The organism is Coprococcus sp. AF38-1 (genome assembly GCF_003603945.1).
GTDB lineage: Bacteria > Bacillota > Clostridia > Lachnospirales > Lachnospiraceae > Coprococcus > Coprococcus aceti.
In genome coordinates this window covers 1-20,849 of record NZ_QVGO01000001.1, presented here as the reverse complement: position 1 = coordinate 20,849, position 20,849 = coordinate 1, and the positions used below count along the sequence as shown (strand labels likewise).

Genomic DNA, 20,849 nt, shown 5'->3' with positions numbered 1-20,849 from the left:
CAGGGACGCTTCTTTTGTCACAAGGAGTGTCCCTCTGTCATATAAATCCAATCCAGGGGACACTCCTTGTGACAAAAGAAGCGTCCCCACTACAGCACCTGCTCGCCTGTGTCTGTCTCAAATTCCTTTACCTGTTCAAGCCAATATTGCTTATCTTTTTCTGTTATCGGTCTCATGACTTTACATGGATTTCCAGCAGCTATCACACCATCCGGAATATCCTTTGTGACAACCGCCCCTGAGCCTATGACAACATTTGAACCTATGGTCACACCCGGATTGATGACCGTATTTCCGCCGATCCATACATTATCGCCTATTGTGACCGGCTTGCCAAGCTCCACACCGGCATTTCTGATCATCGCATCTATCGGATGACATGCGCAGTATATATTGACCCTTGGTCCCAGAAATGCATGATCTCCAATGATGACGTCACACTGATCCAGAACTATCAGCCCTGTATTTGCATAGAAATAGTCTCCCACATGTATATTTGTTCCATAGTCGCAGTAAAATGGCGGCTCTATGTAACACTCCTTTCCCATGTGTGCGAATAATTTTCCAAGATACTCGCCTGTTCTTGTCATTGTCTCAGACCTCGGAGCACCGTTGAACTTATCAACCAGATCCTTCGCCTTCCCCTCCGGATCCCAGTCCACACATTTATATAACTTACCAGCTTTCATTCTGCCAAGCATTTTCTCTACTCTGTCCATAGAATTTCCTCCTCGTATTATAATATTTACTCATCATGTTTATATCTGCCTAAAAGATACCATTCTTTATGGCTGCAATCAACCGCAAATATAATTACTCGTAAATCGAATCCAATATAAGCAATAAACTTCTATCGGTAACAGAAAAACTGCTCTCCAGATATTATAATAAGCCGTGTGCCTGTATTCTGAATCGATAGCGTAATCGACTGAACTTCAGCTCTTATTGCCGGAGCGGCGCACACAAACGCCCTTATCGTGCGCAGAGCGCAGTGCAAATATAAGCAAGCTGAAACGAAGGAAGATTAGCGTGATTCATAACCAGCCATTTTCAGGCGATATAAAAAGGCCATGATATTATGTGTGCAATCGATAATGCAGACTGCCTCTCTTTACTGCTTCCTGCCGAGGTGGCGACCGCAGCGCCCTTATTGCGGTCAGAGCCGAGTGCATATGGAAGCAAAGTAAAGTGAGGCTAGGCAAATGTGATTGCACGCATATATCATGGCCTTATACGCTTGAAAATGGCGTCCGTCATCAATACACATAAAGGTACATCCCAAACCAATGCAGCGCGGCCCCCAGCATCACAAAGATATGCCAGATAAAGTGCGCCCCCTTGGTGTCCTTCACAAATGGAATCATGCCAAGCGTATAGACAACACCTCCGCCCACGATCCATCCCAGAAGCGGCTTGTCATTTCTGAACCAGCCCGGAATGAACATGATAGCGCTCCATCCGATGACGAAGTACAGCGTATAGTGTATCGGTCTGAACCTGCCCGGGCCGAACACACATATGATGGTGATCCCCGCTATAATAAGTGCCCACTGCACACAGAACAACACTATTCCAAGCACATTTCCCCAGTACACAAGGTACAGTGGAGCAAATGTTCCGCCTATCAGCAGATATATCGAGGAATAGTCAAATCTTCTCCAGAGCCGCTTGACTGCCAGACCGGATTTGTATGAATGATACAGACAGCTCATGAGAAACATCAATATCAGTGATATTCCATAAAAACACGATGCCATCACTTTGAGTCCTGTGTCTGACTTCAGGAGAAGAAGGACAAGTCCGGCTATGGCAAGCCCTGCTCCTATTCCGTGGGTAACAGCATTTCCCACCTCCTCGAGAACGGTGAGCTTTGGCGGCTCATTCAGTTCCCTGTAGTGCTGCCTTTTTGCTCTTTTTGCCTCTTTCTTCTCTTCTTTTCTTTTCTCTTTGTCCAGTTCAGCTTTCTGCTGACTACTCATATCTAATTCCGAGTTCTTTATTTCTGCCATATTTAATCCTGAAACTTCTTTCTATCTATAACTCTATCTATAATTTATTCTGCTATCTATAATCTACACTGTCTTACAACCGCAGTCTCCAGCTTCCATGCAGAGCACAGCCCTGGATTCATCATCGCAGACCACTAGAGCGCCTCAAACACCTGCACCCCACGTCTCTTCAGCCATATTCTAAACAAAACTGCAGCGGCTGCCGTCAATGCAGTGCTTATTGCTAGATACATTGTCGCTCCGGTAAAACCTCCGAATAACAAATATCCCACCACAAGTACAATAATATATACAAAATTCGATAAAATAGCAACAAGTACACCCATGCTCTGCTTCACGACTGATGCTTCCGACGTCCAGTCAAGCTTTGGCATCTTGAGATTGACTGCAAGCCCTATGTATGCAGTCAGGCACACATAAAGACATGGTATCAGTAACATCATCACGCCATCTACAAGTGATGGTGTCACAAAAACAAGCATCACTATATCAAGGATCAGCGCCGGAATCAGGGTAAGTATCACATGCATCCTCAGTTTTGCCCTGAGTATCTGCCACGATGTGACTGGAAGCGAACGCACGATCCAAAGATTCTTTCCCTCCAGAGATATCGATGGTGCAGTCAGATCATTCATCGACGCGGCGGCACATACGGCTATACACGCCCCAATTATAAGTACACCATCCGGTAGTCCGGGAGTTTTCGTAATCATATCTACTACATACTGTCCTTTAACAAGACAAACCACTGCCATAGCGATCATTATCAATGTCCCCAGGGAACAGTTGAGCATATATACGGCAGATGCTGCCAGTCTTTTGAACTCTTTCTGAAGAAGTGCTGCATCCTGGCTCTGCGCCTTTGCAGCTTTTATTATATTCTTCCTTTTGGTATGTCCGGCTTTTGTCGTCACGATTCCGATGAATGTTCTCTCAAGTACCAGCCACACTGCAAGAGAGATGATCAATGTGCCTGCTGCCACCAACGCCAGCTGCAGTCCATCTCCTGTAGCCGCACGACCAATTGAATAGAGCGGATATGCAGCACCTTTTATCTTTGCACTGTATTCTCCGCTGTTTGCCAGGATCTTTGAGAGCAGCTTATTTGCATTCATGTATACAGCATAATATGCGGCTATAAATGCCAGTGACAATACAACTGTCACAAAGCTCTTATTTCTGGTCTTATTGCCTATCTTCCCCACTACCCAGCCAAGTATACATGAGAGCACCAGTATGACAAATGTCAGAAGAACCAGCACTATAATAGATGACACGACCGGCCACACACCGGGATGAGCTACTATTCCATATACTATGATACCGGGAACCATGGCGGTCACGGCGAACATCGCACCCATGATGTACACCCCTGACAGTCTTGCAAATAATATAGCCCTGACCGGGATGGGCAGTGACAGCATCAGGTCATTGTCTTTTGCCTGATACAAGCTCGCATATGTATTGAACACACTTCCTAATATACCGATGGTCAACGCCATCATAGACATCATCGCCATGTACATCCAATCAAGCCCCGCAGAACAAAGTGGCTCACACACCGAATATGCCTCCATTCCGAACATGGCTCCCATACAGCCCTGCAGCACTGCCACATAACTGATGATACCCAGAACTACAGCACCTTTGGATCTGGACTTTCCAGTCTTCCGGTCAACGAAAAATCCACTGAACAGCATCTTAAGCTGTTTCTTCATCAATATCCTTATCATGACTCACCCTCCAGATCAAGGAACACGGATTCAAGTGACTCGTCTCCCTTCACCTGCTCCATTATTCCCGCCTTCACCAGTCGTCCGCATTTGATGATCGCCACTTTATCGCACAGCTTTTCTGCGACTTCCAATACATGTGTGGAGAAGAATATCGCCCCTCCGTCATCACACATTTTTCTCATCATCTGCTTGAGTATATGGGAAGCCTTTGGATCGAGTCCGACAAACGGTTCATCCATGATGACAAGTTTCGGCTCATGTATCCATGCCGATATGATTGCCAGTTTCTGTTTCATACCATGAGAATACTCGGATACCAGCTGTCCGAGGTTGTCTTTTATCTCAAATGCGTCAGCATATTTGTCTATGAGCTCGTCCCTGACTTCCTCCGGCACGTCAAATATATCTGCTATAAAATTCAAATATCCGATTCCGGTCATAAAATCATACATATCTGGATTGTCAGGAATATATGCCATCTGTTTCTTGCATTCCAGCGGTTTTTCCTTTATGGACACACCATCTATAAGGATATCTCCCTCCTCAAAATTCAGGATCCCTGTACACGCCTTTATAGTGGTTGTCTTACCTGCTCCGTTGTGTCCGATGAAACCATATATCTCCCCCGGCATTATATGTAGGCTTAGATTGTCCACCGCCAACTTATCTCCGTATCTCTTTGTGAGATTTTTTATTTGCAGCATATTATTTTCTCCTTTTTCAAAACAGGGGACGGAGGTACCTGACCTCTCCGTCCCCATAGATTATCGCGCTCTATGCTTATTTCGCTTCATCCTGCCCCTGAACTCATCAAGTGCCGCGCGACCAGGTCCCGTCATAGGTTTGATCCACCTTCCCTTCAGTAGATACGGCGTGAGTATGACAAATCTCAGAAGTTCATCCGTGTAAACAAATGAGAACACTGCGAGGAATGGCAGCTTGAGCACCATTCCTGCTACCCATGTAGCCGGGACCGAAAACAACATCAGTCCACTGATCTCCATAACTGTTCCAACGATGGCCTCACCGCCTGCACGGAAGCACTCGTTCTGTATATAGCAGCATGTTCTGACTGCTCCGAAGAACAGATATATTATAAGCATATACTTTGTGTACATCATCGCCTCAGCCCCGAGTCCAAACAATCCGAACAGCGGATTGTGCAGCAGCATCGTGATGAGCACAATTGTGAATGTGATGGCAGGACATACCAGTGCAGCTCTCTTGGCATAGGAAAGTCCCCTGTCCAGATTACCCGCGCCAACTTCATTTCCCACGGCAACGCTGGACGCATTTGCCAGACCACCAAAGAATGCATATACAAACCCTTCACATACACGGAATGCAGCCATGGCGGCTATGGCGGAATCACTCTGATGTCCCATGACAACGTTGATTATCATCTGGCCCACGCCATAGAGGATCTCGTTGCATACGATCGGGAATGCCTTGGACGCATAGGACTTCACAAATCCCATATCAATATCAAATGCCTTTCGCGCACTGAACTTTATCTCATGCCTGCTCTTTGCAAGATACAGAATGAGCAGCGCTATGTTCACGATACCAGACACCAGTGTACCTATAGCCGCACCAGCAACTCCCATCTTGGGAGCACCAAATCTACCGTAGATCAACACAAAATTTATACAAAAGTTGAGTAAAAGTGAGATGACCGAGCACACCAGTGGCACCTTCACCCTCTCCGTTGACTTAAGGAGTGCTGTAATTATTGCGGCAAATACCTGAAGCGGATAAGACCATCCAACTATTCTCATATATGGCTTCGCAAGTGCTATGATCTCTACTTTATCTGTATATATTCCAAGTATCCACCCCGGTGCAACCACAGTCACCACCGCAAATGCTATTCCAAATATTCCCGCACATATGATCGCCAGACCAAATGCTTTGTTCATTCCCTCCGGATCCTTGGCACCCCAGTATTGAGACATGAACAGAAGGGAGCAGCTGACAAATCCCCAATATGTTGAAAACAAAAGTGATCCTATCTGTGCACACACGCCAACCGCCGCAACGGCGATCTCGCCCTCACTTCCTATCATGATGGTATCAACCATACTGGCGGTGGTCGCCAGCAGATTCTGCATCGCAATAGGCACAGCAAGCACAGCAAGCATTCTGGCAAATTCTTTCCATGTCACCTTTTTATTATTTTTTACAAAGCCCGTAGCAGCACTTCCCATTTTTGTTACCTTTTCCTGTTATTATCTCTTTCATCATTTAATTTGATGCGTCCGACTATTGTACTCCCGAATAATTGTATTTGCAATGGCTTTATACCTGTAGTATGAAGTATTTTCTTATTAATTTTAACAAGCGCACCACTTTCATTCCATCTGTGATGCGCCAAGCCTTGTTATTTTCAAGTATTACATTTTTGTGTGCCATTGTTACATACTGTTGTTGGTTGACAAATCTTCAAGCTCACTCTCTACTCTCTCAAGCTCGCCGTCACTCCAGTTCTCCCCCAGTGCAAATACTGCCCTGCACACACTGAAGTTCACCTCGCCATCTGCGTTGATCTCCCCGGAGATCACTCTGTGGGATATCTTCTGAAGTATGGAAAGTATGTCTATCCGCACGTCCGATATGACAGAAGGCTCTGCCACATTGCCATCACTATTGCCTTCCTCGTGCTCTGTCCGTTCTTCTCTGTACACGCTCTCCCAATCATAATCTGCAGTCCTGCCACATGGTGCACCGCATACACTGCAGTCAGGGACAATTGTATGCTTATCAGCATGCACCCTTGCGATCATCGCCTTCATGTCTGCATCAGAGATGCCAAGAGCAATATCAGACATGTGCAAACCTTCTATTATTATGTTATTTGTATCATCAGTCACATGCATCATCCCATCAGTGGCTCTCACCAGCCCTATCAGAGCACCGACCAGACGACTGCCTGTCTCAGTTGTAATTCTTATTTTATCTTCCATTGTCTTTACCTTTCATGGTGCTGTGAAGAGAATGTCAGTCAAGAATTCTTCCATCTATTGATATTGTTGCAACCTGCCATGGGATAAACTTGCCGCTGTCCTGAAGTGCCTTCTTCGCAGACATCTCCAGTCCTCCACAACAAGGAACCTCCATACGGACTATTGTAACACTTTGTATGTCATTTCGCCTGATAATCTCTGTAAGTTTCTCTGAATAATCGACACTGTCAAGTTTCGGACAGCCAATCAGAGTCACATGTCCCTTTATGAATTTCTCGTGGAACGATGCATAGGCATAGGCTGTACAGTCCGCCGCTATAAGCAACTTTGCACCATCAAAGTATGGCGCATTTACCGGGGCAAGTTTGATCTGCACCGGCCACTGTGTGAGCTGGCTCGGGCGCTCATAATTATATATGTCACCCGCCTGCTGATTGACTGTTTTATCAGTTGTACTCTGTACGCATTCTACTGCTGCCTGTTCATATGAGCTTGCCTGTACTGCTTCACCTGAAGCTGCTGCCGGTCTCCTGAATATGCTTCTCGCCATAGAACCAGGGCAACCGGAGTGTGCCGGACTTTTTCCATGCATCACTCCTGAGCCAACCATATTTTTGGATTTTTCTGCATCGAATCTTGCCTGTTTGTTTGCCATGACTGCCGCCTCATCATACGCAGCCGCCTCTCTCTCCACAAATGTTATGGCTCCTGTAGGACACGACGGCAGGCAGTCGCCAAGTCCATCACAATAATCGTCTCTGAGCAGCTTTGCTTTGCCGTTTACCATGCCTATAGCACCCTCATGGCACGCATTTGCACAGGCTCCACATCCATTACACTTGTCCTCGTCTATCTGTATAACTCTTCTTATCATATATATTTCCTCCAATCTTTTTCCTGCTTTTAACGTCATTATATTCAGTCAGAGCATTTGTGTATGTTGAATTTTCAACATAAAAATGTTATACTTTTCAGGGATATTCCTTGTGACAAAAGAAGCGTCCCCACTAAGAGGTAATATGAACAAATACATGGACACATTATTGAAATCCAGTCTTTTTTCCAGTATCACCGCTGATGACGTTGACTCCGTACTGGACTGTCTGGGTGCAATCATCAAAAAATACCAAAAAAATGAGTGTATTCTCATGGCTGGCAACACAACAGAATATATAGGATTGCTGCTTACAGGCAAAGCGATAGTCATCCAGGAGGATTACTGGGGTGGTCAAAGCGTCATGTCTGCCATCCTGCCCGGACACACGTTTGCGGAATCATATGCCTGTACCCCTGGCTCCGTACTCGACGTCAGCGTATATGCTGAAGCTGCAAGTTCTGTATTGTTTCTGAATGTTCAAAAAATGCTCACCACCTGCCCGGTAACATGTGGCAGACATAATCAGATGATAAGAAATCTCCTGTGCGATCTCGCCGGCAAGAACCTGAGGCTCGGCGAAAAATCAAAGCACATGAGCCAGAAAACAACCAGGGATAAGTTGCTCTCCTACCTGTCATCGGAGATGCACAGACATGGCAGCAACGAATTTGATATACCATTTTCCAGACAGCAGCTCGCTGACTTTTTGTCCGTGGACCGCAGTGGACTGTCTACTGAACTTGGCAGGATGAAGACTGATGGGCTGATTGACTTCCACAAATCTCATTTTGTTCTTAAGTCTCCTGCCCAGGGGTGGACTGATGTGTGATGTTGATGTATCATGTAATTAACTGTTCAGGGAAATTCATTACAGATGGGGGATTTTCCCTGATTCAGGATTTATCAATATAATATGATCAGGAGGGATTTCAATGAAACCAATGAAAACTATCAAAGACGGATGGAACAAATTCACTGTTGTCGTAAAGGATAAAGACTACTCAACAAGAGAGGCCGTGCTTTTCGCTATCTGCACATTCCTCACAGGGCTTGTGCTCGGAATGCTCTGCTCTCCTAGAAAGAGCCAGACATTTGGCTCATACAACGGCAACTGCAGCGATGGCGGCTGTAACTGCGACTGCGATTATGATGAGGACGATTTTGAGTAGGCTGCGAACTGATAACTAATATCCCAAAGCAAAAGACAGGTGTCGATTATCTGACACCTGTCTTCTGTGTTTCACAGGATACATTTCACTTATATCTTCCAGCTAACTGCCAGTTCTCTCGAATCCACAAATCTCCTGTAGATTCCGTCCTGCTTCATGAGTTCTTCGTGGGTTCCCTTCTGGGCTATTCTTCCCTGATCCACCACTACTATCTGATCCGCATGTCTTACGGTCTTGAGTCTATGGGCGATCATGATGATCGTCTTCTCCTTTGTCAGGGCATCCACTGCAAGAGTAAGCTCCTTCTCGTTCTCAGGATCGACATTTGCAGTCGCCTCGTCAAGGATGATGATAGGTGAATCCTTCATGATGGCGCGGGCTATGGATATTCTCTGCTTCTCACCGCCTGAGAGGGTTGCACCGCCCTCACCGATCACAGTGTTGTAACCGTCAGGAAGCTTGCTGATGAAGTCATGGCAGCACGCCTTCTTTGCAGCCTCCACAACCTCTTCATGGGTTGCCTCCGGCCTTCCGAACTTGATGTTGTTCTCTATGGTATCAGCAAAGAGATATACATTCTGGAATACAAATGAGAAGTTGTTCATGAGACTGTTCATGCTGTAATCCTTAACATTTGTTCCGCCCAAGGTTATCTCACCCGAATCCACATCCCAGAATCTGGCGATCAGATTGCACAGGGTTGTCTTTCCACCGCCAGATGGTCCGACGATCGCCGTCGTTGTCTTCTCCGGTATGGTGAGTGAGATTCCGTCTATTATCTTTCTCTTGTCGTAAGAGAACTCTATATTCTTAACCTCTATATCGTGATTTTCAGGATTGAGTTCCTTTCCATCTATATCCATTGTGTCAAGTCCGAGCACTACATTTGCCTTGTCTACGCACACACTGACTACATGTATCAGTGATGAAAATGTTCCCATGGTCTCAAGGCCCCCGTAGAGCATGAATGCCGCGATCGACATACCCACAGCATACAGAACGCTCATGCTGCCATTTATATAAAAGTAAGCCGAAAGTCCTATTATCGCTACCCCTGTAAGCTTTGTCACAATGCTTTGGAGAAAATGATATGGGACATAGACAAGCTCCATCTTTACATTTGCCCTGACGCAGGCTTCATTTGCCGCATTGAGTCTCTTCGTCTGCTTGCCGATGAGGTTGTAGGACTTGACCTCTGATATGCCCTGTATGTACTCCATGATCTGATTTATGAGTTCAGTGTCACAGTCAACCTTGGCTGAAGATGCCTGCTTTCCGGCATTCTGCATCACAGTATTTATCACAAGGAATATGGCAACTCCTGCAAATGATACCAGCGCGATCCTCCAGTCGCAGAGCATGATCATGAGTATGATCATGGATGTCTCGAGGAGTCCCTGGGTCGTGAGCATGACAACTCTCGTAGCCACATCTCCCAGATTCTCCATGGTATTTGTCGTGACGGATGCGATCTCGCCTATACTGTTGGAATTGAAATATCCCATCGGCACATATCTGAGGTGCTCCGCCATCTCTATACGCTTGAATGCCGCTGTGGTGTAGCCACCCTCTGTCTGCAGCACGGTCGACGACATCTTGCACAGTATTCCAACTACGATCGATACCGCCATGATGGCTATTGAACCAAGTATATATTTTCCAAGGTCTTTTCCTCCTATAACGCCCATGAGGACACACATTATAGCCGGGATCTTCAGTGCCGATGCCAGTGCGTCTATCAGGCTTATCGCTATTGAACGCTTGAACTTGCGGCTGTTTTCCTTACCTGAGAACAGGAAGAACTTTTTTAATACTCCAAACATATTACTCGCCCTCCTTTTCATCGCCTGCCGTATCCTTGACCGAGATGTGCGCCTGCCACATATCCCTGTAAAGTGTGCATTTGCTAAGAAGCTCCTCATGTGTTCCATGAGCCTCCACATTTCCTGCATTTACCACAAATATCTGATCCGCATCCTTGATGGTGGAAAGTCTGTGGGCTATGACTATCAGCGTCTTACCCGCCACAAGCTTGGCGATAGAGCTCTGAAGTATGGCCTCATTCTCCGGATCGGTGTAGGCTGTTGCCTCGTCCAGTATAACTATCGGCGCGTCCTTCAGCATCGCCCTGGCGATGGATATCCTCTGTCTCTCACCGCCCGACAAATGTCCACCTGCACCGCCGACCACGGTGTCAAATCCGTTCTCAAGGTTCATGATGAAGTCGTAGCAACCACTCTTTCTGGCTACCTCGAAGGCCTCGGCGTCCGTTGCATCCGGTCTTCCCTGTCTTATGTTGTCCCTGACTGTCTCGTTGAACAGGTAATTATCCTGTGACACATACGCAAGCCTGTCGTTGAAATCCGTCAGCGCGATATCCTTTATGTCCACGCCTCCGATCTCTATGCATCCGCTGTTCACATCCCACAGTGAAGCTATCAGCTTGGCTATTGTAGACTTTCCGCTTCCCGACGGACCGACTATCGCATTTACCGTTCCCGCCTTTATATCCATGCTCACGCCGTGGAGTATCTCCTTGTCGTGATAGCCAAATGTGATATCTGTAACCTTTATTCCATTGTCCTTCGGCTGTGCCTTTGTGTGCTCAGGTCTTACGAGTTCAGGCTGCTCCAGGATTCCTGTAACCTCTCCGATGACTGTCGACAGCTTGCCCAGATCATCGGTGTATGAACCGATTGTGAGCAGCGGACCGACTATTCCAAGTGAGAGGATGATACACACAACGAAATCCGCTGTGGTGAGCGAACCATTTGACACATAGTGCGCACCTATCGGAAGGACCGTTGCAAGTGTGTACGGTGTGATGACGAACATGGCTGCTTGGAAGAATGAGCACTTCTTCATCCAGTTGATATACGAGTCTGCGTTCTCCTTTGCCGCCTTTGTGAACTTGGCATATGAGCTCTCTGTCTTGCCAAATGCCTTGATGACCTCAATTCCATCTATGTACTCCACTGCTGCGTCGTTCAGCGCCTTGGTCTTCTCAACTGTCCTGCTGTAGTTCTCCTGGAAATCGATCATCATGCCCATGTACGTTACAAATCCAACGACTATCGGGATAAATGAGAACAACGCAAGTCTCCAGTCAACCATGAAAAAATACACGATGACAATGATAGGCGCCAGCAGGTTGGATGTAAACTCAGGCACAACATGTGCCAGAGTCGTCTCTATGCTGTCTATTCTCTCCACCATAATGTTCTTGAACGAACCCGATGGCGTATCCTTCACGTATCCAAGCGGCACCCTTGCAAGCTTGTCGCAGCATGACTTTCTGATATTTGCAAGCACGTTGAATGTTGCCTTGTGGGAACATGCCGTTGATACGCTATGGCAAAGCTCAGCAAGTATAAACGAGCCCGCTATGATAAGAGCCTTCAACATATATTCCCTGAGATCCTTATCCCCGTCAAGGAACATCCTGACCACGTCCGCAATGATGAAATACGGAACTATCTTGAATACTACATTGATAACCGCCAAAATGACGCTCCACACATAGGATGACTTCTTCTGCCCCGCCCATGTGAGGATCCAGCTCACCGCTGATTTCTTTTTTTCTTCCACTTTTTCTCCTCCTTATATCTTGAGCAAAAACTTGTTCGTTTTCGCTTATTCGCATTAGTTTCGTCTAACCTCATAGTTTAAAATTATGCGGTTCGGTATTTTACCTTGCCGCATAACTACTGACTACTCCGGAAACTGCACCTTCCATAGTCTCTCCCAACCTCCAGTGTAGAATTTCTTGAGCTTGCCCACATTCTCTATCGCAGTCTCGCGATCCATGTCGTGTTCTATGATCTGGAATATCGCCGAAAAAAAACCACTATATATCATATGACAAAGGCTGTCGCTTATGTCCGGCACATTTATACCGGCTCTGTGCATCTCATCCACATACTGCTTTGAAGATCTCATCTCACGGCCTACCAGATTATGTATCATATCTCCATACTTCTCATTGTCACTGCACCGCAGTAAAAGTTTGAAATTATCATAATGGTCATACACGTAATTCACCATCTGATCCATTCCGTTCCCAGATGCGCTTGCCATGTTCTCAGTCTGCTTCTCCGGTGGCAGGCTCTGAAACTCCTCAAGAACGCTGTCATATATCCCATATAGCTCCTCCACATACGGATCTATCAGCGCATCAAAAAGAGCCTCCTTTGTAGGATAATATTTATAGAATGCACCTGTTGTAAGTCCGGCATCTTTCACAATGCTTCTGAGCGATGTCCCTGCAAATCCGTACTCAAGGAAATGCTTCAGTGCCGTATTCAGTATGTTTTGTCTTGTATTTTCTGCTTTTTCTGTCATAAAGACTCCTCTCCCGTTTAATATGCCTCGCTTCTGACCGAAACAGATTCCAAATGCAAGTGCCATACCAAACATCAGGCACGCGCAAATATAACAGTGTTATATTACACTGTTATATTTTATATATAATCCCCCTGTTGTCAAGTGCTGTTTTGATAATTTTTCAGCCATATCAAATTTTTGATAAAATATGCGCTTTACCCTTATAAAAAACAACCACCTGATATACAATACGATATCAAGTGATTGTCTAATTAGTTTTTATCTCTTCTTCTCTGCTCTCTTGTCTTATTCTTTTCTCTATCTCCACACTCTTCATATACTCAAGACCTACCTCTCCATCTTTCTTAACTGCGGTCACTATCCGATGAAGCTCTCTCCTAATTTGTTCTGAGTGTATCAGAATCCCAAGCAAAGTCCAACTACGGATTGCAGTTCTTACAAGGTTCATATCCCTCAGATATAAGCTCGTCCCTTGTGGTCGTTCTCTCAGATTTATTCGCTTCCTTCATCTGTTTCACACTCTTGCATGATGGCTTATGAAACTTACCGGTGTTGGTGTTGACTATGTATGTATCCTCATCCGCAGACTCTTTCTGGATCTCCGATGTATCACTGCCAATATCTGACTCCGTATCCTGAGTTTCTCCGATCATTCCAGCTTCTGCTGTCTGGTCATCATCTCCTTTTTCCTCTGATACTTTAGTGCTGGCATTCTCTCCCAGTACCACATAATCCGGATCCGCTTCGCTGTCCCCTGTAGCATAGTCGATTATCACGCCTGGCTGTACATTGTACACATACACATTGAAACTTACTCCTGCGCCTTTATCCTCCACGGACTCCGCCTCCATCTGCACTCCGGACGCAACCAGATTGCCTCCATCGTATACAGGTGTAACCCTATAAAGCACATGATTTCCAGTACTTTCCACATAATCAGCTACCTCATTTTCAAATGGCAGCATGCCAGTGACATTCAGATATCTGGTTCCAGTTATCAGATTCTTTTCATTTGCATTCTCCCCGGCAAGCTGATATCCGATCAGATGGCAGCGATTATACAGATAATTGCCGTCTATACGATCATTGTATTTAACTGTATGCCACCCTGAAGGCTTTATCATACCTATCTCGCCGCGCTCCTCCGTTGGCATAATCTCCTTACAGATATTGGCATAGGCAACTCCACATCTTCCAAGAAAGTCCAGATCGCTGTAATTCTCAAATGCCTCCGTCACCATCTCATCCTCACTGAAATAAGGCACATTGCCATTTATCTCATAATATGCCTCTCCCGAATATATGGGAATATCAGCAATCTCCATGCTCGAAGCCTGCTGATCTGCAATATTCTCAGATGCTGCCGCACTGCTTTCAGGTGACGTGTTGCCGGCGTTATCTTTTTTCTCCGCAGCTGTGGTATTCTCTGATTCTGAGGTATCTTCTACAGTCTCCTTCTCATATCCCTTTACCGCGGACCTGCTGCCATCCGCAATTTCTGACATACTGCACCCGGACATCAGCAATGCAAATATTGCTACATACAGTACACTGTAAAATTTTCTTTTCACGTCACATTCTCCTCTCTGAAAATGTTATCCCTGCCTATATACATCCTATTAAAATTTAGCTATCTTTTTTCCAAAATGTATAATAACATTCTACATTTTGTCATCCGTTTTGTGAATACATCCCCGCATAAAACCTCAATTCAAAACAAAGAGTTTTCACTAGCTGCTTTAACGAATCATTGCAACAAAAAAGAGGATATATACCACATGTGATACATATCCTCCTTACAATTTATGCTCCCTTGTGTAAGCTTTTCCCTACACCATTCCATTTGCGACCTTATACTTGTAGAGCATCTCCGCATGATTCTGCTCCTCGATCTGTATATCCGCCAGAAGCTTTCTCACCGCGCTCTCGCCAAATGCAAATATATCTCCATTGTACTCGCCTGACACAAGCTTCTCCGTTCCGATGCAGTCTGTTGCAAGGAACTCATCATTCTTCTTATCCTCGGAATCGTCCATCATCTTGTATGTCTGCTTTGGCTCATAATCTTTTCCATCGCTGTCATTGCAGTCACACTGTGGAACCTGTCCGTCAAGCACCTGGGTAAGTGAATCATAGTGCTTCTGCTCTTCCTTCTGTATAGTCTGGAACAGATTCTTAAGCTCAGGATCCTTCGCCTGCTCCGCATATCTTCCATATTTCTCCACACAGGACTTCTCCTGTGTCTGAAGATCCTGGATAACTGTTCTCTCTTTTTCCTTTAATATCATAGCAATACTCCTTTCGATTAAAATTCATCCCATCGCATAGATATTATTGTCCAAAATAGTACAGCTCTATTCCTACATCTCTATTTTTTTATATTTTTCTGCCTTCTGGTCATTTATATATATGTATGGCAATGAAAAATCTCAGGACCGTGTCATACAATAAAAGGCGAATGCCCTGCAATTGTCACACAGCCATCCGCCATTATATCACATATATTTATTTTATTTCTGTAGTCTCACAAACTCTCTGCAATAAGCCACATACATTACAATCAACACAAGTCCAACAGCCACTATTGGCATCACGCCTGTGTCAAATGCAAACATACTCATAAACGTAAGTATCCACATGACAAATCCTGCCTTAATTCCAGTCATAAATCCCTTCTTGGAGGATTTGGCTATCATAATAAGCTCAGCCTCGTCCGATGTGTTCTCCCAGTCACGGCGAAAATGCATATCGAATATATTTCCGCTTTTCTCCGGATTAAGCTTCTTCTCTTCATCGATAACAAGCTTTTCAACCACACAATACAGTGCCATAGATATCAGAAATACGAGCTCAGACAGCACTGTCAGGAATGTGCCACGCCCATCACTGTACGTCCTGTCCACAGCGTATATACACACCGGAAACAACACAAGTCCAACGAACACGATGACACACGGGAGATATGAGGCAGTCGTGATCCGACTCTCTATATCCACTATCACATCCTCGTTCTCTCCGTCCCAGCCTCTGATCATCCTCTTTATCTTCCCATACATGACAAATGACACCACAAACGTCGCCAGCATGAGCACACCATATACTATAGGCAGCGTATCAGCTGTTATCCACCATATATGATCCCAGTTGATTCCATCCAATGTGTCCTTGTTCACCGCGGCAAGCCTTCCCGCCAGGAAACCTCCCAGCAGACTTGCCAGGATCATGACCGCAAATATTATATATATCTTCAGATTACTTTTCTTGTTCACTTTTTTATCAGTATCCTTCATCTCATATCCTCTTTTCATTCTATGAATTAACACGACCTTATCCATATGTCAGGAATCATTCCTTATCATCCTCGTATTGGAATATATCCTCCACGCTGACACCACACACCTTTGCGATCTTCAGTGCCAGTGTCACCGATGGGCTGTAGTCGCCCCTCTCTATCTGACTTATCGTCTGCCTCGAGGTCTGCACCAACGCTCCCATCTCCTGCTGGTTTACTCCCAGCTTCGCCCGATATTCCTTCAGCCTGTTGTACAGCGGCATCTATATCACCTCCAGCTTGTTAATCTGTATTGTCATCATAATCAGGTCCATTATCTGTTTATGCCGTCCTCTCCATCAGAGCCCAATCCTTTTATTACATTGTCTGCATCTTCAGCTTCTGCTCTGTCTGCCAGCCCATGCTCTGCATACTTATGTGTGGATGTCCCCCATATCATGGAAAAGCTTATTCCAAAACAGAATCCAATGGAAATTCCAAGCGCCAAATTGTCAAACAGCATTCCATACACTATACCAAGTGCAACACCAATTAGAATTCCAAACGGTGCGCCAGTGGATTTATCACGCTTACACACATATATTTTATCCCTCAAAAAGAATCCATCACTCTTCCCATCTCCAAATACATCTATCACATTCTGATACACATTGCTGTGGGCAACCTCCATCATGTCATCTGCCAGATCCTCCACCTCAGGATGAATGTAATACTTTCTAAGCTTGTATATACTGAGTACATCCTTGCCACTTTCAGGTTCAGGCGTCAACTCACTCCTGGCAATATCTTCTTTATCAAAGATAAAGCAGCTCCACATCTGCTTGTTTCTGAAGAAACCATACACAGGGAGTCCATTTTCCAGACCTTGGCGGATTTCGCGCTCAAGCTCAGTCATATCACAGATCTCAGCAATAACATCCCCCAGCTTGTTCTTCTTTAACATTCTCTCTGTGATCATTGTCACGGAATACCCCTTGACCTGCGTCTTTAATTTGTCCGCTGGTTCTCCAATGCTATTGCCTTCAAACATAGCTTTTAGTGTTTCACCGGAAGATTTATTATTACCTTTATCCACGTCACTTTCTTTATTCATATCATTCTTTTTCCTCATATCCTCATAACTCCATTTTAATTCTTACCACTAAAATCCCATTCCAAATTCAAGCTATATATATTATATATGCAAAATGACAACTATAGTTGTCATTTTCTTTACAATGGAGTATAACAAATGACAAGGAAAGTTGTCAATAACTTTTGACAACTTTCCTTGTCATCTCAATGTTGGAACGGAGGCACCTGAAACCTGGAGAACCGCCAGACTGATGCCTGGCAGTGCAACAACTAAACAATTGAGCAAGATCATCTTTTGTTAAATGATATCATACTTCTCCACATCCACGACTGCCTGTCCCTCACATAACAGCTCTATTCCATCCGCTTCAATAGGTGTATATATCGCCGTGCTCATTGTCATAGCTCCATCATTTACAAACAGCTCTATCGAATTCCTGTCCAGTATAAATCTGAGCTTTATACTATCTTGAGCCTCCTGCTGTTCATCAACCTTTTCCTTGACATCCCCGTAACATTCTGCTGATTTCACGCAGGCCCTTCTGATACACACCACATCTTTCTCAAATCCGGCAAATGTCCTGTCCATCTCTATTATATTATTTCCTCTGTCATATATAAATCGAGTATAATATCCGCTTCCCTTTGCCAGATTCACGGTAAATCTGCTGTATTTGTTTCCAGTGATTACAAATGTCACATCCAGACTTCTTCCACTTATACCTTCCAGACTACGCCGTCCACTCACTACTTCATCTGAGTACCTGACCATATTAGCATGATACTTCTCTATCTCTCTCACTGGCTTCTGTATCAAGCGTCCATTTTTCAGAGATATCTCCCTCGGAATCGTCATCATTCCCTGCCACTTCTGTCCACCGGGTATCCACAGATTATGCCACGACTGCATCCACGCTATCATTATCCTTCTGCCATCCGGCAAAAGTGTAGTCTGAGGCGCGTAGAAATCTGTTCCATAATCAAGTGATAATGGCTCTCCACCGTCAAATTTCTTCTCACCTTTATCAAATTCTCCAACAAAATAGATAGAATTATTTCCATTGTGGAATTCATATCCCTCTGCTTTCATTCCCGTAGGCGATACGAGAAGTACATGATGATCGTCTAATTTGAAGAAATCAGGGCATTCCCATACGCCGCCCAGATCACCTTCATTCCGTGCAAGGATACTCTCAAATGTCCAGCTTTCCATATCAGCGCTCGAAAGTAATACCACAAGCCCCTTATTATCCTGATCCACACAGCCTGCAGCCATATAGTATCTGCCATCCTCAAGCCATGCCTTCGGATCTCTGAAATCCACTCTGCTCAATCCCTCCGGCAGCATATCTCCAGTCACCACCGGGTTATTCTGTATTTTTTTATATGTAACGCCATCACCAACCGCTATGCTCTGGTTCTGCAATACCCCATCACCGTCGGGATTTTTCATAACACTGGTATATATCAGGACATGCTCTCCATCTTTTTCAATGGCCGTACCTGAGAAACAGCCCTCGGCATCATATATCGTATCAGGTGCAATCGCCACAGGAAGCTGCTCCCATCTTATCAAATCGTCACTGACCTGATGCCCCCAATGCATAGGTCCCCATTCCGTACTGTACGGATGATACTGGTAAAACAAATGCACCTTACCATTATACACAGAAAATCCATTCGGATCATTCATCCAACCGACAGGCGGAGTCACATGAAACAACGGCCGCTCATTCTTATCTATTTCATTCTGAGTTTCGTATTCCCTCGATGCAGCAAGTGCCTCGCTAACCACATTTTTTCCCGTCATCTTCCCATTTATATCCATCTCTTTTTCTCCTTTATACTTACATGGTTTATATTTTGCGTTCTTTCAAATAACACATTTAAATCAATAAAATAGAGACATTTCCACTGTACCATACATAGCATCTCTTGAAAATGTCCCTAAATAAATTTATTTCCTATTTTATAATAAACCTACACTGAAATATCTTTCAGCTCTGTCCGCCATCACAGTGGCTATAATTTTATCTTTCCCATATTTTTCTGCCATCTTCATAGCCGCCCATACATTTGCACCGGATGACGTACCTACAAGAAGTCCCTGTTCTTTGGCAAGTCGTCTCGCCATCTCAATGGCATCATTATCCGCCACTTCCACCACATCTGTTACCAGTGATGTATCCAGGACATCCGGTATAAATCCATCGCCTATTCCCTGTATCTGATGGATTCCCGGGCCATCTCCATGTAGCGCTGACACTCCCTTAGGCTCAACGGCAACAATCTTCGTATCTGGATTTTTCTCCAACAGATATTTAGCTATACCTTGGAGAGTACCCCCACTTCCAACACCAGACACATATATGTCTATCTTCTGACCAAGCTGTTCACACATCTCAACTGCTGTTGTGCGATAATGCGCATCTGGATTTGCCTGATTGACAAACTGCTGCGGCATGAAATACTTCTCTGGATCAGATTCTGCTATCTCATTTGCCTTATCAACAGCACCACCGATGCTTAGAACCGGATCCGTAAGTACCAGCTCAGCACCAAATGCCCTGATAACCTTCTTTCGCTCCTCACTCATATTCTCTGGCATCACAATTATCACTTTATAACCTTTCTGAACACCACAGAGTGCAAGCCCTATTCCGGTATTACCGCTCGTAGGCTCTATAATAGTCATTCCAGGCTTGAGTTTTCCCTCACTCTCTGCAACCTCCAGCATGTTTTTTGCGATCCTGTCTTTAATACTTCCACCAGGATTAAGGAATTCCGCCTTGGCAAATATATTGTATCCTGTCGACTTTTTCAGACACATAAGCGGAGTATTCCCTATCAGATCAAGCACATCATTGTAATACATATTAATCCCTTCTTCTCTTTACTTTATATTATAATATTTTACATATTTTTCCACCAAAGTCACTATAAAATATATTGAACTGCCTTTATATTAATGTGGTTCATTCTCCTTTTTTCATAGGTTGCCATTTTTCTTCCCACTAATATAAATAAAGCCTTGAAACACTGAGTTTTCAAGGCTTTTTAGCAGGGGATGAGAGAATCGAACTCCCACCAAAGGTTTTGGAGACCCCTATCATACCATTTGACCAATCCCCTATATACAGAAAAAATTTAACACCTGTTGCAGCGTTAAATTTTCTCGGTACTTTTATTTTGTACCTTCAGAATTTCACACAGAAAGCTAGTAACCTAACCCCATCTAACAACCAACGACTGTTTCAAAGTAAACTTTATTCTTTACTGTGTATGCCTTAGATTCTGCACCTTGCAGATATCATGCACACTTGCGTATCTCCAAAGCTTATCTCTTAGAAACCTCTAAGGATAAGTCCTCGACCTATTAGTACTT

19 protein-coding genes and 1 tRNA gene are annotated in these 20,849 nt (G+C 44.7%); 2 read left to right on the top strand and 18 right to left on the bottom strand.

Annotated elements, in window-relative coordinates; genetic code table 11:
• Positions 1-89 precede the first annotated feature (89 nt).
• From DW025_RS00105 to DW025_RS00075, 7 genes are all read right to left on the bottom strand, one after another.
• Entirely contained in the window at positions 90-719 is a 630-nt protein-coding gene (locus DW025_RS00105; protein WP_117551011.1) for a sugar O-acetyltransferase, read from the bottom strand.
• Positions 720-1,256: 537 nt separating this feature from the next.
• The gene (gene trhA / locus DW025_RS00100; protein WP_117551013.1) at positions 1,257-2,009 is read right to left on the bottom strand and encodes a PAQR family membrane homeostasis protein TrhA; all 753 of its coding nucleotides are present in this window, start codon (positions 2,007-2,009) and stop codon (positions 1,257-1,259) included.
• A gap of 134 nt (positions 2,010-2,143) precedes the next feature.
• Entirely contained in the window at positions 2,144-3,742 is a 1,599-nt protein-coding gene (locus tag DW025_RS00095; RefSeq protein ID WP_118758536.1) for a putative ABC transporter permease subunit, read from the bottom strand.
• Entirely contained in the window at positions 3,739-4,449 is a 711-nt protein-coding gene (locus DW025_RS00090) for an ABC transporter ATP-binding protein (RefSeq protein WP_117551017.1), read from the bottom strand. Before DW025_RS00090 ends, DW025_RS00095 begins: the two co-directional genes overlap by 4 nt.
• Before the next feature lie 60 nt (positions 4,450-4,509).
• Positions 4,510-5,952 carry an MATE family efflux transporter gene (locus DW025_RS00085; RefSeq protein ID WP_117551019.1) on the bottom strand — a complete coding sequence of 481 codons (1,443 nt, stop codon included), beginning with the start codon at positions 5,950-5,952 and terminating at the stop codon, positions 4,510-4,512.
• Between the two features lie 207 nt (positions 5,953-6,159).
• On the bottom strand, positions 6,160-6,708 hold the full coding sequence (locus DW025_RS00080) for a hypothetical protein (protein WP_119998049.1): 549 nt from the start codon (positions 6,706-6,708) through the stop codon (positions 6,160-6,162).
• Positions 6,709-6,742: 34 nt separating this feature from the next.
• Positions 6,743-7,582, bottom strand: a complete 840-nt coding sequence (locus DW025_RS00075; RefSeq protein WP_119998047.1) for an ATP-binding protein — start codon at positions 7,580-7,582, stop codon at positions 6,743-6,745.
• Positions 7,583-7,727: 145 nt separating this feature from the next.
• On the opposite strand from DW025_RS00075, the gene DW025_RS00070 reads away from it, so the two are divergent.
• Together DW025_RS00070 and DW025_RS00065 are read left to right on the top strand one after the other, a co-directional pair.
• Entirely contained in the window at positions 7,728-8,414 is a 687-nt protein-coding gene (locus DW025_RS00070; RefSeq protein WP_119998045.1) for a Crp/Fnr family transcriptional regulator, read from the top strand.
• 103 nt (positions 8,415-8,517) lie between these two features.
• The gene (locus DW025_RS00065) at positions 8,518-8,754 is read left to right on the top strand and encodes a hypothetical protein (protein ID WP_015533578.1); all 237 of its coding nucleotides are present in this window, start codon (positions 8,518-8,520) and stop codon (positions 8,752-8,754) included.
• 89 nt (positions 8,755-8,843) lie between these two features.
• On the opposite strand, the gene DW025_RS00060 is transcribed toward DW025_RS00065, so the two are convergent.
• The 11 genes from DW025_RS00060 to DW025_RS00005 form a co-directional block, all read right to left on the bottom strand.
• Positions 8,844-10,577, bottom strand: a complete 1,734-nt coding sequence (locus DW025_RS00060; protein ID WP_119998043.1) for an ABC transporter ATP-binding protein — start codon at positions 10,575-10,577, stop codon at positions 8,844-8,846.
• Between the two features lies 1 nt (position 10,578).
• Positions 10,579-12,342, bottom strand: coding sequence for an ABC transporter ATP-binding protein (locus DW025_RS00055; RefSeq protein ID WP_119998041.1), 1,764 nt, complete (start codon positions 12,340-12,342; stop codon positions 10,579-10,581).
• A gap of 123 nt (positions 12,343-12,465) precedes the next feature.
• Positions 12,466-13,095, bottom strand: a complete 630-nt coding sequence (locus DW025_RS00050; RefSeq protein WP_117551030.1) for a TetR/AcrR family transcriptional regulator — start codon at positions 13,093-13,095, stop codon at positions 12,466-12,468.
• Positions 13,096-13,517: 422 nt separating this feature from the next.
• Positions 13,518-14,669 (bottom strand): DNA/RNA non-specific endonuclease, encoded by a 1,152-nt coding sequence (locus DW025_RS00040; protein WP_243104845.1) that lies wholly within the window; start codon positions 14,667-14,669, stop codon positions 13,518-13,520.
• Between the two features lie 258 nt (positions 14,670-14,927).
• Positions 14,928-15,386, bottom strand: a complete 459-nt coding sequence (locus tag DW025_RS00035; RefSeq protein ID WP_119998037.1) for a ferritin-like domain-containing protein — start codon at positions 15,384-15,386, stop codon at positions 14,928-14,930.
• Positions 15,387-15,608: 222 nt separating this feature from the next.
• Entirely contained in the window at positions 15,609-16,388 is a 780-nt protein-coding gene (locus DW025_RS00030) for a DUF3169 family protein (RefSeq protein ID WP_119998035.1), read from the bottom strand.
• A gap of 55 nt (positions 16,389-16,443) precedes the next feature.
• The gene (locus DW025_RS00025; RefSeq protein WP_055147626.1) at positions 16,444-16,653 is read right to left on the bottom strand and encodes a helix-turn-helix transcriptional regulator; all 210 of its coding nucleotides are present in this window, start codon (positions 16,651-16,653) and stop codon (positions 16,444-16,446) included.
• 50 nt (positions 16,654-16,703) lie between these two features.
• Positions 16,704-17,501, bottom strand: a complete 798-nt coding sequence (locus DW025_RS00020; RefSeq protein WP_243104843.1) for a hypothetical protein — start codon at positions 17,499-17,501, stop codon at positions 16,704-16,706.
• A gap of 261 nt (positions 17,502-17,762) precedes the next feature.
• Positions 17,763-19,292: a glycoside hydrolase family 32 protein gene (locus tag DW025_RS00015; protein ID WP_119998033.1), complete on the bottom strand. Its 1,530-nt coding sequence runs from the start codon at positions 19,290-19,292 to the stop codon at positions 17,763-17,765.
• 141 nt (positions 19,293-19,433) lie between these two features.
• Positions 19,434-20,339 carry a cysteine synthase A gene (gene cysK / locus DW025_RS00010; RefSeq protein ID WP_119998031.1) on the bottom strand — a complete coding sequence of 302 codons (906 nt, stop codon included), beginning with the start codon at positions 20,337-20,339 and terminating at the stop codon, positions 19,434-19,436.
• Positions 20,340-20,525: 186 nt separating this feature from the next.
• A tRNA-Trp gene (locus tag DW025_RS00005) sits at positions 20,526-20,596 on the bottom strand.
• Between the last annotated feature and the right edge of the window lie 253 nt (positions 20,597-20,849).

Bases quoted from the DNA above. Each gene is read 5' to 3' on its own strand.
- DW025_RS00105 (WP_117551011.1), bottom strand. From the start codon at position 719: ATGGACAGAGTAGAGAAAATGCTTGGCAGAATGAAAGCTGGTAAGTTA.
- trhA (WP_117551013.1), bottom strand. From the start codon at position 2,009: ATGGCAGAAATAAAGAACTCGGAATTAGATATGAGTAGTCAGCAGAAA.
- DW025_RS00095 (WP_118758536.1), bottom strand. From the start codon at position 3,742: ATGATAAGGATATTGATGAAGAAACAGCTTAAGATGCTGTTCAGTGGA.
- DW025_RS00090 (WP_117551017.1), bottom strand. From the start codon at position 4,449: ATGCTGCAAATAAAAAATCTCACAAAGAGATACGGAGATAAGTTGGCG.
- DW025_RS00085 (WP_117551019.1), bottom strand. From the start codon at position 5,952: ATGGGAAGTGCTGCTACGGGCTTTGTAAAAAATAATAAAAAGGTGACA.
- DW025_RS00080 (WP_119998049.1), bottom strand. From the start codon at position 6,708: ATGGAAGATAAAATAAGAATTACAACTGAGACAGGCAGTCGTCTGGTC.
- DW025_RS00075 (WP_119998047.1), bottom strand. From the start codon at position 7,582: ATGATAAGAAGAGTTATACAGATAGACGAGGACAAGTGTAATGGATGT.
- DW025_RS00070 (WP_119998045.1), top strand. From the start codon at position 7,728: ATGAACAAATACATGGACACATTATTGAAATCCAGTCTTTTTTCCAGT.
- DW025_RS00065 (WP_015533578.1), top strand. From the start codon at position 8,518: ATGAAACCAATGAAAACTATCAAAGACGGATGGAACAAATTCACTGTT.
- DW025_RS00060 (WP_119998043.1), bottom strand. From the start codon at position 10,577: ATGTTTGGAGTATTAAAAAAGTTCTTCCTGTTCTCAGGTAAGGAAAAC.
- DW025_RS00050 (WP_117551030.1), bottom strand. From the start codon at position 13,095: ATGACAGAAAAAGCAGAAAATACAAGACAAAACATACTGAATACGGCA.
- DW025_RS00035 (WP_119998037.1), bottom strand. From the start codon at position 15,386: ATGATATTAAAGGAAAAAGAGAGAACAGTTATCCAGGATCTTCAGACA.
- DW025_RS00030 (WP_119998035.1), bottom strand. From the start codon at position 16,388: ATGAAGGATACTGATAAAAAAGTGAACAAGAAAAGTAATCTGAAGATA.
- DW025_RS00025 (WP_055147626.1), bottom strand. From the start codon at position 16,653: ATGCCGCTGTACAACAGGCTGAAGGAATATCGGGCGAAGCTGGGAGTA.
- DW025_RS00020 (WP_243104843.1), bottom strand. From the start codon at position 17,501: ATGAGGAAAAAGAATGATATGAATAAAGAAAGTGACGTGGATAAAGGT.
- DW025_RS00015 (WP_119998033.1), bottom strand. From the start codon at position 19,292: ATGGATATAAATGGGAAGATGACGGGAAAAAATGTGGTTAGCGAGGCA.
- cysK (WP_119998031.1), bottom strand. From the start codon at position 20,339: ATGTATTACAATGATGTGCTTGATCTGATAGGGAATACTCCGCTTATG.